The organism is Cetobacterium sp. 2A (genome assembly GCF_014250685.1).
Classification (GTDB): domain Bacteria; phylum Fusobacteriota; class Fusobacteriia; order Fusobacteriales; family Fusobacteriaceae; genus Cetobacterium.
In genome coordinates this window covers 568,247-581,059 of the sequence record NZ_JACFAJ010000006.1, presented here as the reverse complement: position 1 = coordinate 581,059, position 12,813 = coordinate 568,247, and the positions used below count along the sequence as shown (strand labels likewise).

At 27.0% G+C, this 12,813-nt stretch carries 12 protein-coding genes; all 12 read left to right on the top strand.

The genetic code is table 11. The annotated features are described in order from the left end of the window. The first annotated feature begins 165 nt into the window (after nt 1-165). Genes H3N56_RS06715 through H3N56_RS06660 form a run of 12 tightly spaced genes read left to right on the top strand, consistent with a single transcriptional unit; the run spans nt 166 to nt 12,806 of the window. On the top strand, nt 166-702 hold the full coding sequence (locus tag H3N56_RS06715) for a hypothetical protein (protein ID WP_185880460.1): 537 nt from the start codon (nt 166-168) through the stop codon (nt 700-702). Nucleotides 703-715: 13 nt separating this feature from the next. Then, nucleotides 716-2,002 (top strand): exopolysaccharide biosynthesis polyprenyl glycosylphosphotransferase, encoded by a 1,287-nt coding sequence (locus H3N56_RS06710; RefSeq protein ID WP_185880459.1) that lies wholly within the window; start codon nt 716-718, stop codon nt 2,000-2,002. Nucleotides 2,003-2,007: 5 nt separating this feature from the next. Then, complete coding sequence (locus H3N56_RS06705; RefSeq protein WP_185880458.1) at nt 2,008-3,123, top strand: glycosyltransferase; 1,116 nt, start codon at nt 2,008-2,010, stop codon at nt 3,121-3,123. Between the two features lie 16 nt (nt 3,124-3,139). Further along, nucleotides 3,140-4,312: a glycosyltransferase gene (locus H3N56_RS06700; RefSeq protein WP_185880457.1), complete on the top strand. Its 1,173-nt coding sequence runs from the start codon at nt 3,140-3,142 to the stop codon at nt 4,310-4,312. Nucleotides 4,313-4,336: 24 nt separating this feature from the next. Further along, nucleotides 4,337-5,593, top strand: a complete 1,257-nt coding sequence (locus H3N56_RS06695; RefSeq protein ID WP_185880456.1) for a hypothetical protein — start codon at nt 4,337-4,339, stop codon at nt 5,591-5,593. Then, nucleotides 5,587-6,678 carry a mannose-1-phosphate guanylyltransferase gene (locus tag H3N56_RS06690; RefSeq protein WP_185880455.1) on the top strand — a complete coding sequence of 364 codons (1,092 nt, stop codon included), beginning with the start codon at nt 5,587-5,589 and terminating at the stop codon, nt 6,676-6,678. The genes H3N56_RS06695 and H3N56_RS06690 overlap by 7 nt, the downstream gene beginning before the upstream one ends. Before the next feature lies 1 nt (nt 6,679). After that, on the top strand, nt 6,680-7,594 hold the full coding sequence (locus H3N56_RS06685) for a glycosyltransferase family 2 protein (RefSeq protein WP_185880454.1): 915 nt from the start codon (nt 6,680-6,682) through the stop codon (nt 7,592-7,594). Beyond that, the gene (locus H3N56_RS06680; RefSeq protein WP_185880453.1) at nt 7,587-8,603 is read left to right on the top strand and encodes a glycosyltransferase family 2 protein; all 1,017 of its coding nucleotides are present in this window, start codon (nt 7,587-7,589) and stop codon (nt 8,601-8,603) included. Before H3N56_RS06685 ends, H3N56_RS06680 begins: the two co-directional genes overlap by 8 nt. Before the next feature lie 16 nt (nt 8,604-8,619). Then, nucleotides 8,620-9,960 carry a lipopolysaccharide biosynthesis protein RfbH gene (rfbH, locus tag H3N56_RS06675; protein WP_185880452.1) on the top strand — a complete coding sequence of 447 codons (1,341 nt, stop codon included), beginning with the start codon at nt 8,620-8,622 and terminating at the stop codon, nt 9,958-9,960. 9 nt (nt 9,961-9,969) lie between these two features. Further along, nucleotides 9,970-10,743 carry a glucose-1-phosphate cytidylyltransferase gene (gene rfbF / locus H3N56_RS06670; protein WP_185880451.1) on the top strand — a complete coding sequence of 258 codons (774 nt, stop codon included), beginning with the start codon at nt 9,970-9,972 and terminating at the stop codon, nt 10,741-10,743. 41 nt (nt 10,744-10,784) lie between these two features. After that, on the top strand, nt 10,785-11,867 hold the full coding sequence (rfbG, locus tag H3N56_RS06665) for a CDP-glucose 4,6-dehydratase (RefSeq protein WP_185880450.1): 1,083 nt from the start codon (nt 10,785-10,787) through the stop codon (nt 11,865-11,867). Then, the gene (locus tag H3N56_RS06660; protein WP_185880449.1) at nt 11,868-12,806 is read left to right on the top strand and encodes an NAD(P)-dependent oxidoreductase; all 939 of its coding nucleotides are present in this window, start codon (nt 11,868-11,870) and stop codon (nt 12,804-12,806) included. Nucleotides 12,807-12,813: the final 7 nt, after the last annotated feature.

Here is a 12,813-nt window from a genome sequence, read left to right as displayed (position 1 = left end):
CTTTCAAATAATAAATATTAGCTATTTTTATTTATAGTTAAGAAGCTACGAAATTTAAAAATTCGTGGCTTTTTTTTATTTTATAATAAAAAAAATAGCTTAACTCATGATATAATAACACATATAAAATTAAAGGAACATTGGAAAAATCTGGGGGGATTTAGTGTGGAAATTAAAAATTATGAAGACAGAGGGTCTCAAAACTACAAAAGAAATGAGGTAAATTTGTATGAGACGATAGAGATACTAGTAAAGCAAAAGCTAATAGTCGCAACTGTTATTGGACTAAGTATATTTACCAGTTCATTTTTAGCTTTTAAAGAGACTAAAAATATTAAAAATAAAAATATTGTTAAATTTACAGAAATCTCAAAGCAGAAGTTAACTTTAGGAAAAGTTGAGGCTAAGTTAATAGAGGTAGAAAATAAAATACAAAATATTATAGCAGATGAGTCAAAGGCATTTACAAATGCTATAGGAATTTCGGAACTTATAACTCTTAAATATAGTACTATTCTTAGAGAAAAAAAAGAGTTGGAAGAAAAATATGAGAAAGAAAAGAAAAAATTAGAAGCTATGAAAAAGCCTGTTAGAGATAATAAAAAGTTAATTTTAACAGCAGGAATATTTTTAGGAATATTTTTAGGAATATTTACAGCATTTTTTAAGGAGTTTATAGAGATATATAAAAAAAGAAAATAAATTGGAGTAAATTATGAGACATAGTCAAAATATAAGAGCTAGAATATTATATCTGATAATGATATTTATGGTATTTAAAGAGACATTAAGTTATTTAGATATAGGTCTAAATACAGCATTCTACGGAATGTTTTTTATACTTGGAACAGCGTATTACATCTTTGATATACTAACATTTACATCTGGCTATAAAGCTAAAGATTTTATACATTCTATTTTTTTAAATGGAATATTATTTTACATTTTTTTGATTTTTTATAAAAGAAGTGGAATATTTTTAGGATTTGTTATTTTTACTATAGTTCAAAATCTATTGAGATATATTTTCACAAAAATATTTAGAGCTAATTATAGATTAGCAATTCTTGGATGTGGAGATGAAGCAAAAAGAATAAAAGATATCATAATTAGTAATACCAATTACAATTATATAGGATTCATAGATGATGATAGTTTGGATTCGATTGGGAGAATGGAAAATATTCAAGAGCTAATTGAAAAATATGATATAAATGAGATTGTGTATGTAGAGAAGAAAAATAATGAAGATTGGACTGAAAAAGTTTTAAATTTAAAAATAAATGGAATAAAAGTTCAAGATTCAATAACGTTTTTACAAGAATCCGAAGGAAAGATTGATGTAGAAAACATAGATAGAGATTGGGTATTAAAAAGTCCGGGATTTAATATTTTAAATAGTTCACTTGAACAAAGGATTAAAAGGTCATTTGACTTGTGTATGTCAATGATTGTACTAATCTTAGGAGCACCGTTTATGATTTTAACTTATATTTTAGTAAAACTAGATAATCCTAAAAAATTTATTTCTAATCCAGCATTTTTTACACAAGATAGAATAGGTGCTGGTGGAAATGAATTTAAGATGGTAAAGTTTCGTTCTATGAGACTTCATGATCCAGAAAAGCATTCTAAATACGCTGGTGCAAATGATGATAGAATAACTGTAGTTGGAAAATTTATAAGAAAAACAAGACTTGATGAGCTTCCTCAAATATATAATGTCCTTCGTGGAGATATGAGTTTCGTTGGTCCAAGGCCTGAATGGAATCTACTTGGAAGAGAGTATGAGAAAGTTATTAATCTATATAAGCTTCGTTATGCTGTAAAACCAGGTCTTACAGGTTGGGCACAAGTTATGTATCCTTATGGAGAAAATATAGACGATGCAAGAATAAAATTAGAGTACGATATATATTATATAAAACATCAAAATTTTATACTGGATATGATAATATTTTTTAAAACGATAAAGACTGTAGTATTTGGGAAAGGAAGATAAGCATAATGAAAAAGAAAATTTTGCATATAAGTACATACTATTTACCACAATTTGGTGGAATAGAACAAGTTGCTTATGACATAGTAGATGTATTAAAAGATAATTTTGAAAATAAAGTTGTATGTTTTAGCGAAACTCAAAAGTCTTTTGTAGATTTTTATGATGGTATTGAGATTACAAGAGTCGGATATATTAAGAAAGTAGCTTCTCAAGCAATAAGTCTTGAGTACTATTTTCAGTTAAGAGATTTAATTGAAAAATATAAACCTGATTATATTCATATACATTTACCAAATCCACTGGTAACTGTATATTTAGACAGAATATTGAAAAAAGAATCTAACAAAAATATAAAAGTTATAGTTCATTGGCATTCTGATATTGTAAAACAAAAAAATCTTTTAAAAATGTATAGAATGTTTGAAGAGAAGTTTTTAAATAAAAGCTATAAAATTATAGCAACAAGTTTAGAGTATGCAAAAAATTCAGAAACAATAAATAAATATATGGATAAGATTGAAATTATTCCAAATATAGTTGACGAATCGATAGGGGAACTTTCAAATGATAACTATAGAAATATAGAAGAGATAAGAAAAAAATACAAAGATAAAAAAATTATATTCTTTTTAGGGGTTCATAGAGAATACAAAGGATTAAAGCATTTGATAGGAGCTTCAAAATATTTAGATGATTCATATAAAATTGTAATTGCTGGTGCTGGTCCTTTAACGAATGAATTAAAGGAATTAGCGAAAGATGACAAGAAAATAGAATTTCTTGGGAAGATTTCAGTTGAAGAGAAAAAAGAATATTTACATGCCAGCGATATCTTTGGATTCCCATCAATAACTAAAAATGAAGCTTTTGGAGTGGCTCTAGCAGAAGCTCTATATTGTGGTTTGCCAGCAGTAACTTTTAAAATTGAAGGGTCTGGAGTAAACTGGGTAAATCAAAATAAATTAACTGGAATAGAAGTTGAGAATCAAAATAATTTTGAATATGCAGAGGCAATAAAAAAAATAGAAAAAAATTATTATACAGACAACTGCAAGAAATGGATTGTGAATAATTTTACAAAAGAAAAAATAACAAAAAAATTAGTTGAAATTTATTCTTAAAGGAGTCTTAAGTAATATGAAAAAAGTATTATATATAAGTTCTTCAGATCCTGATTTAAATAATGGAGGGTCTATAGGAACAAAAAAATTTTTAGAAACATTTAAAAAATTGGAAATAGAAAAAAAAATACAACTATTTACGATAGTGAGTAAAAATACAACTCTTTCTGAAAAAAAATATAATTTAGAAATTGGAAGAAATAAATTTAAAGCTTTACTATCTAGAGTTCTTGGATATTCTGATCAGTTAGAGCTTTATAAAAAAGATATAGTTAATCTAATAAAAACAGAGGAAATTGAAATAGTTATTATTCAATCTTCAAGACTTGGAAATATAAGTGAAGAGATTAGAAAAAAAATAGGAAAAAAAATACAAATAATTCAGAACTTTGATAATTTTGAATATGAATTTTCAAAAATGTATACAAAAAATATGAATAAATTAATTAAAATTATAGAATTGAAAAATATAACTAATTCGGAAAGAAAATCTTTAGAAAATTCAGACAAAACAATTTTTTTAACTAAAAAAGATTTTGAATCTACTAAAGATTTTTATAATTTAGAGAAACCGAATGCAATTATTCCAATTTTTTATGAAAATAATTTTAAGAATATTGCTGAAATTAAGAAGAAAAAATCAATAATATTTACAGGTACATTGGACATGGAAGCAAATATAGAGGCTGCTTTATTTTTAATAGAAAATTATGAAACTTTGAAAAATGACATAGGTATTTCTGAAATAGTGATAGCTGGTAGAAATCCAAATGCTAGAATTTATGAAGCAATTAAATTGAAGTCAGCAGAAGATTTTATAAAGGTGTATTCGAATCCTACACATGAGGAAATGAGTAATCTTCTATTAAAAAGTACACTTTATGTTTCTCCTGTTTTTATAGGTAGTGGAATGAAGACTAAATTTTTAGAAGCAATTAGTTTTGGACTTCCAATAATAGCAAGCGATCATACTATGATAGGATATGATTGGATTAACTTTAATAATTATAATTTTATAGAGATTTTTTCAGATTATTCTAAGGAGGATATGGTTGAAAAAATAAAACTAGTTTTAAAAGAGTATGAAAATTATAGTCTTGGAGACTTTAATAAAATTCAAGAGTTTTATAAAATTAATTTTTCAAAAGAAAAAATTATAAAGCAAGTTGAGGACATTATTTTGAGTTAGTGGATTGTGCTAAGAAGGAGAAAAATGATTTTTTTAGGAATATCATCAGAAATTTTTTTAATACTTGTATTTATACTATCTTTTAATTTTCAGAATGTTTTATTAAAAGATTATTTAGGTACAATAGGAGCTGCTGGAATAAATTATTTCTTTCCACTAGTTATATTGGGTTTATTAAATTTCTTTGTAGTAAAGAAAGATAAAGTAAATTATTTAGACAAAAAAATAGGAAGTTTTTTTATTTATATGTTTATTGTTAGTATGGCCTACGTAATTTATGTTGCAGTCGGAGGGCTAGCAACAGATTTATATGGAGAAAATTTCTTTATAAAAAGTTTTAAATTAATCTTATATAACGTAATTGGATTTTTATCAATAGGTTATTTTTCAAGGATTATTTCAAAAGTTTCTAGAGAATCAGTAAAGAAGTTATTAAACATAAATTTTATTTTCATTTTTATAGTGTTTATGATAGAGAAGCTACAGAATATTGAAAGAATAAAACTTCTAACATCTGAACCCTCAGAAGCAGGATATATTTTAACAATATTTTACATACTTCTATTGAGTTATAACAAAAGAGATAAAAGCTATTTTTTAATAGGGTTATCAACACTTGTTTATTTGGTGGAGTTATATTATATAGGTTCTAAGGGAGCTATAGTATGTTTTTTTATTTCACTTGGATTTTTTTGTATATTAACGATGAAGTTTACATTTAAAAGAATAATTCTATCCTTGTTTTTATTTGGAATAAATTTATTTGTTCTGAGATATTTTTTTTATGAAAAACTTTCAGCTTCAATTATGAATGACTTAAAGTATTTTACTAGCGTAATAACTAGATCTTGGTCTGTATTAACAAGCTTAAAAATATTTAGCCATAATATATTTGGGGTAGGAGGAACATATTTATTTTACTTTGAAAAAGAGGGAACTTTAATTCAAAATATCCTAGAAAACAAATTTAATCTACTTAACTATACAGAGATAAAATATTCTCTCGAAACAGGACATGGAATGTCTCCAAAATCAGGAATATTTATGGATATAATTTTATATGGAATTGGAAGTATATATTTCTATATAGCGATTTGTAAATATTTTTATAAGGGATTAGTGGATAGTAAGGTTTTAAAGTTATTATTGATTTTTACAATGTTAAGTATGCTTATTTTTATAGATAAATACATGACACCAACATATATATTAGTTTTTACAATATTACAATCTGAAATATTAAGAAATGAGGATATCGAGGAGGAACAACTATTATGTTAACAGCTCTAGTAATGGCAGGAGGAAGTGGAGAGAGATTCTGGCCACTATCAACACCTAAAAAACCTAAACAACTATTAAATCTTTTTTCAGACAAATCAATGATAAGAGAAACTGTAGATAGGATATTACCAATAATTACACCAGATAAAATATTTATAGCCACTAATATTTTACAGGTTGAAGAGATAAGAAAAGAACTTCCAGATATTCCAGAAGAGAATATAATAATAGAGCCTTCATTTAAAGATACAGCTGCTGCTATAGGTTATACATCTTTAATTATTGAGGAGAGATTTAAAAATATTGATGAAAAAATAGAAGTTGTAGTTTTAGCATCGGATCATTTGATAAAAAAAGCTGATGAATTTTGTGAGATAATAAAATTGGGAGCCAAAGAAGCAAATGAAAATTCAGTTATAGTAACTTTAGGAATAAAACCTGATAAGCCAGAAACAGGTTATGGATATATTGAAATTAAACATGATGATAAAATAGAATTAAATGAAATATATAAAGTTAGAAGATTTCGTGAAAAACCAAATCTGGAAACAGCAGAAAATTATGTTTCTTCGGGAAAATATCTTTGGAATTCAGGAATGTTTATATTTTCAACTGATACAATTTTTAAAAACTTCGATGTTCTTATGGAGGAGCATAGTGAGATATTCTCAGAATTAAGAGAAGAGATAAAAGCAGGAGATACTGGAACTCAACTTTCTAAAAAAGCTAAACCATATTTTGAAAAATTTGAAAAAATTTCTATAGATTTTGGAATTATGGAATATTCAAAAAATATTAGAGTTATACCTGTAGATATTGGGTGGAATGACATAGGAAGTTTCACAGCTCTATCAGAGATATTTGAGCCAGACGAGGATGGGAATATAATAAGAGAAACATCTGTTATAACTCAAGATTCAAGCAACAACATAGTTATAGCGAAAGACTTCAATGTTTCATTACTTGGAGTTAAGAATTTGATTGTAGTAAAAAATGGAGATAATATATTGATATCTCATAGAGATAAAGCGCAAGATATAAAAAAAATTGTTCAAAAATACAATGATAAAATGAAGGGTAAATAAAATGGATGTTTCAATAATAATAGTAAATTACAACACATTGGAGTTAACAAAAGATACCATAGATTCGGTTATTGAAAAAACTGAAGGGATTGATTATGAGATAATTTTAGTGGATAATGATTCTCAAGACGGTTCTAAAGAGTATTTTGAAAAAAATTATTCAGATAAGATAAAGTTTATAAAAAGTGAGAAAAATTTAGGATTTGGAAAAGCTAATAATCTTGGAATGGATGTAGCTTCTGGAAAGTATATGTTTCTTTTGAATTCAGATACACTTTTAATAAATAACGCTGTAAAAATTTTATATGATTTTATGGAAGAAAATTTAGATGTTGGAATATCTGGGGGGAATCTCTATTCAGAAGATATGAGTCCGGTTCACTCCTTTTCGTTAAAATTAATTTCAGTTGAAACTGAAATTCAAGATTCTTTTAATTATTTTGAAAAAATTAATAGGATAATTCTAGGAAAAAATAGAAGAGATTTTAATTTTACAGATAAACCAGTAGAAGTTGGTCATGTAACTGGTGCAGATATGATGATTAAAAAAGAGGCTCTTGAAAAAGTTGGTAAATTTGATCCAGATTTCTTTATGTATTATGAAGAGACTGAACTTACAGCAAGAATTAAAAGAGCTGGATATAGAGTTATGTCTATTCCTGCTGCTAAGATTATACATTTAGAAGGGCAGTCATTTAGTTTTAAAGAAACTAGGACTAGAATGAAGCTTGAAAGTAAGTATAAGTATTTTGATAAAGTTTTTGGGAAAAAAGATATGGGTAAATCATACTATATTTCTCAAGCTGGATGGTTGATTAAGTTCATTTTAACATTAAAATCAGATTACAAAAAAACTTTGGATATAAATAGAGAAGAATATATAAAAATTAGATATAAAGAGGAAAAAGATGAATAAAATATTAACAATTGCAATACCGACTTATAATAGAAAAGAAAAATTATTAAGGACATTAAAAATTATTGTTCCTCAAATTACAGAGGAAATAAAATTATTGATATTAGATAATAATTCAAGTTATGATATTTTTGAAATTACTAATGAAATTCCGTTAATAGATAAAGTGAATATTGAAATTAAAAAAAATATTGTTAATATTGGTGGGAATGCAAATATAGCAAGATGTTTTGAATACACTGATACAGAATGGATGTGGCTATTGGGTGATGATGATATCCCAACTGAAAATTCAGTAAAAATTATAATGCATGATTTGAAGAATAAGAAATTAGATGATATTTGTATGGTAAAATATTCATCAACGATAGATACTATAAGTAAAGATGAAGAAATTTTAGGATTAGAAAAACTAATAGATTATTTATCAATAAAAGAACCTCAAAAAGGATTTGGAAACTTTTTATTTATTTCAAATAGTTTGTATAATATAAAAAAGCTAAAAAATTTTACACTATATGGATATCAGTATACAAATGCATATTTGCCACATTTAGCAATATTGTTCTTTTATTTAAATAAAAATAAGATGGATGGAATTTTATTTTTAGAATCTTTTTTAATAACTGTGGAAGATGATAGAGATGTTTACTCTTCGATAACTGTAGGATTAGGAATATTAAATAGTACTAAAAATATGTTCTTTGATATTTCTATTGAAAGTGAAAAAAAGATGAGAAAATTATTTACTTTGTTCACAAATAATTATCGAAATAATTTTGTTCAGCTATCTTCAAAAGTTGAAAAAGATAAAAACTACTACCGAAATATGTTATTATATTTTTATAAAGAATCATCATATGAATATTCATTGATACAAAAAATTGAATTTCATATTTTATATTTTATATTTGACAAACCATTATTAATGAAAAAAATATCAAAATTTAGTAAAAAATTTAAACAAGCTATAGAACAAAAAGAGATAAATCTATATGAAAGAATATGAATCAAGGAGAATATAAATGGATAAGTTAAAAAAATTGAAACAAGAGATTTTAGATAAAACTAAAGAGTTCTATGAATTGAAATATAGTGAGAAAAAAGAGTTTGTTTCAGGAGAAACTTTTGTTAACTATGGTGGAAGATATTTTGATGAAAAAGAAATGATTAATTTAATCGATTCGTCTCTTGATTTTTGGTTAACAACAGGACCTTGGGCTAAAAAATTTGAAAAGGGATTATCAGAATACTTAGGAACAAAATATTGCTCTTTAGTAAATTCCGGTTCATCAGCAAATTTATTGGCATTTATGGCCCTTACTTCTCCTTTGTTAGGAGAGAAGAGAATAAATAGAGGAGATGAAGTTATATCAGTAGCGGCAGGATTTCCAACAACAGTAACACCGATAATTCAATATGGTGCTGTCCCTGTATTTGTAGATGTTGATATCCCATCATATAATATAAATATAAATGATTTAGAAAAAGCTTTATCTAAAAAAACAAAAGCTGTAATGGTAGCCCATACTTTGGGAAATCCATTTAATCTAAAAGCTGTCAAAGAATTTTGTGATAAAAATAATCTTTGGTTAATAGAAGATAACTGTGATGCTTTAGGATCTGAATACTATATAGACGGAGAATGGAAAAAAACAGGAACTATTGGAGATATAGGAACTTCAAGTTTCTATCCACCACATCATATGACTATGGGAGAGGGAGGAGCGGTTTATACAAACAACTCAAAATTAGCAAGACTTGTAAATTCATTTAGAGATTGGGGAAGAGATTGCTGGTGTGATAGTGGAGTAGACAATACTTGTCAGTATAGATTTACGAAACAATTCGGAGAGCTTCCTTTGGGTTACGATCATAAATATGTATATTCACATTTTGGATATAATTTAAAAGTTACAGATATGCAAGCTGCTATTGGATGTGCTCAATTAGAAAAGCTTCCAGAAATAGTAGAAGCTAGAAGAAGAAATTGGGATAGATTATACAATGGGCTAAAAGATTTATCAGATAAAATAATATTACCAGAAAAAGAGAAAGATTCAAATCCAAGTTGGTTTGGATTTATGATTTCAGTTAAAGAAAATTCAGGAAAATCAAGAGTAGAATTGGCAAAATATTTGGAAGAAAATAAAATTCAAACAAGAAATTTATTTGCAGGAAATCTTATAAAACATCCAGCTTTTGATGAGATGAGAATTAGTGGCGAAGGTTTTAGAAAAGTTGGGGATCTAAAAAATACTGATTTTATAATGAATAATACAATCTGGATAGGTGTATATCCAGGAATGACAGATGAAATGTTAAATTATATGATAGAAAAAATAAAAGAATATATATTAAGATAGGAGGACAAAATGAAAGCAGTAATTTTGGCAGGTGGATTCGGAACAAGACTTAGCGAGGCAACTAATTTAATTCCAAAACCCATGGTTGAAATTGGTGGAAAACCAATTTTGTGGCACATTATGAAAAGTTATTCTGAATATGGAATAAATGAATTTGTAATTTGTTGTGGTTATAAGGCTTATATAATAAAAGAGTGGTTTGCTAACTATTTTATGCATAATTCGGATGTAACTGTAGATTTATCCAATAATAGTATTGAAGTACATGAATGTAAGGCAGAGCCATGGAAAGTGACACTTGTTGATACAGGTCTTCATACGATGACTGGTGGAAGAATTAAAAAAATTCAGAAGTATATAGGAAATAAGCCATTTTTACTTACTTATGGAGATGGAGTATCAGATATAGATATTTCAAAATCTATAGAAGAACATAAAAAAAATGGAAAAGCTTTAACTGTAACAGCTTATAAACCAAATGGAAAATTTGGAGCTTTAGAGATAGATAACACAGGAAATGTTAATGCCTTTACAGAAAAACCTGCAGGAGACGGTATGTGGATAAACGCTGGTTATTTTGTATGTGAACCAGAAGTATTTGATTACCTTACTGGAGAGGATTCTGAAATATTTGAGAAGCTACCACTTGAAAATCTAGCTAAAGATGGAAAGATGAATTCATACAAACACAGAGGATTCTGGAAACCTATGGATACTTTAAGAGATAACGTGGAGTTAAATGAGATGTGGGATTCGGGAAAAGCCCCTTGGAAAAAATGGTAAAAAAGGGTAGCGTAAGCTATCCTTTTTTTAAAGGAGAAGAGATGATTAAAAAATTTAATAATATATATAAAGGGAAAAAAGTTTTAGTAACAGGTCACACAGGTTTTAAAGGTTCTTGGCTTTCTATTTGGCTAAATGAATTGGGAGCTGAAGTTATTGGATATTCTTTAGATCCATACACACAAAAAGATAATTTTATTTTATGTGACTTATCAAAAAAAATGACTGATATAAGAGGAGATATAAGAGATAAAGAAAAACTAGGAGAAGTTTTTATAAAATACAAACCTGAAATAATTTTCCATTTAGCTGCTCAACCATTGGTGAGACTTTCATACGATATTCCTTTAGAAACTTATGAAGTGAATGTTATGGGAACAATAAATATTATGGAGGAAATAAGGAAATCAGACTCAGCAAAAATTGGTATTTTTATAACAACAGATAAATGTTATGAAAACCAAGAACAAGTTTGGGGATATAGAGAGAATGAACCAATGGGGGGATATGACCCATATTCATCTTCAAAAGGAGCTTGTGAAATAGCAATAAATTCATGGAGAAGATCTTTTTTTAATCCAGATGTTTATGAGAAGCATGGAAAGAGTATAGCATCTGTAAGGGCTGGAAATGTTATTGGAGGAGGAGATTGGGCTAAGGATAGAATAATTCCTGATTGTATAAGAGCTTTGGAAGAGAAAAAAGTTATAGATATTAGAATGCCAAAAGCGGTTAGACCTTGGGAGCATGTTTTGGAACCTTTAAGTGGATATTTGCTTCTAGGACAACGAATGCTAGAAAATCCAGGAAAGTACTGCGAAGGATATAATTTTGGACCGACACTAGACGCAATAGTTCCCGTATGGGATGTTGCAGATATGGTAAAAAAATTTTACGGAAGTGGAGAAATGAGAGATTCTTCAAATCTAAATGCACCTCATGAAGCTAAACTTTTACTTTTGGATATAACAAAAGCTAGATTTGAACTTGATTGGAAGCCAACATTAACCATTGAAAATAGTATTGAACTCACAGTTGAATGGTATAAGAGATATACAGAAGAAAATGTATATAATCTTTGTTTGCAACAGATTGAGAAATTTTGTAATTATGGTGAGAAATAAATGAAAGAAAAAATTTTAATAACTGGAGCTACTGGTTTTATTGGAGCAAACTTAGCTAGAAGATTGCTAAAAGAGGATTATGAAGTTAATATACTGACTAGAGAAACTTCAAATATGTGGAGATTAAAAGATATTTATCTAAATTTAGTAGATTGGAAAGTTGATTTAAATGAAAGAGAAAAGTTGAAAAATATCATAAAGAAAATAAGACCTGATTATATAATACATCTTGCTATATATGGTGGAAGACCTAATGAAAAAGATACAAAAAAAATAATGGAATCAAATCTTCAAGGAACAATTAATTTGGTTGATGCTTGTAAAGAAATAAACTATAAAATTTTTATAAATACTGGAAGCTCTTCAGAATATGGTAAAAAAGATAAACCTATGAGAGAAATAGATATTTGTGAGCCAACAAATATTTATGGAATAGCAAAGGTTGGAGCAACATTATATTGTAACTATATAGCAAATAGAGATAATAAAAATATAGGAACATTAAGATTGTTTTCACCATTTGGTGATTACGAAGATAAAGGAAGACTATTTCCAGATATTATTGTAAATGCATTGAAAAATAAGGATATAGAACTAGCGAATCCAAATTCAGTAAGAGATTTCATATCTATTCAAGAAACGATAGATTTATATTTAAAAATAATAAAAGAAAATTTAAACATAAAAGGTGAAATTTTTAATTGTGCTTATGGAGAACAACATTCCGTAGAATATGTAGCTAATAAAATTATAGAGATAACAAATACGGCAAGTAAGTTAAAGTTTGGAGCTATATTGGGAAGGGATTCGGATACAACTAGTTGGGTTGGAGATATCTCTAAAGCAAAAGATAAACTAGGATGGTCTCCTAAATCAAAATTTGAAGATAGCTTGGTAGAAGTTTGCAATTGGTTTAAAGAGAACATAAATTTGTATTAAGGAGAGA

Coding starts and splice junctions, on each gene's coding strand:
- H3N56_RS06710 (WP_185880459.1), top strand. CDS start 716: ATGAGACATAGTCAAAATATAAGAGCTAGAATATTATATCTGATAATG.
- H3N56_RS06705 (WP_185880458.1), top strand. CDS start 2,008: ATGAAAAAGAAAATTTTGCATATAAGTACATACTATTTACCACAATTT.
- H3N56_RS06700 (WP_185880457.1), top strand. CDS start 3,140: ATGAAAAAAGTATTATATATAAGTTCTTCAGATCCTGATTTAAATAAT.
- H3N56_RS06695 (WP_185880456.1), top strand. CDS start 4,337: ATGATTTTTTTAGGAATATCATCAGAAATTTTTTTAATACTTGTATTT.
- H3N56_RS06690 (WP_185880455.1), top strand. CDS start 5,587: ATGTTAACAGCTCTAGTAATGGCAGGAGGAAGTGGAGAGAGATTCTGG.
- H3N56_RS06685 (WP_185880454.1), top strand. CDS start 6,680: ATGGATGTTTCAATAATAATAGTAAATTACAACACATTGGAGTTAACA.
- H3N56_RS06680 (WP_185880453.1), top strand. CDS start 7,587: ATGAATAAAATATTAACAATTGCAATACCGACTTATAATAGAAAAGAA.
- rfbH (WP_185880452.1), top strand. CDS start 8,620: ATGGATAAGTTAAAAAAATTGAAACAAGAGATTTTAGATAAAACTAAA.
- rfbF (WP_185880451.1), top strand. CDS start 9,970: ATGAAAGCAGTAATTTTGGCAGGTGGATTCGGAACAAGACTTAGCGAG.
- rfbG (WP_185880450.1), top strand. CDS start 10,785: ATGATTAAAAAATTTAATAATATATATAAAGGGAAAAAAGTTTTAGTA.
- H3N56_RS06660 (WP_185880449.1), top strand. CDS start 11,868: ATGAAAGAAAAAATTTTAATAACTGGAGCTACTGGTTTTATTGGAGCA.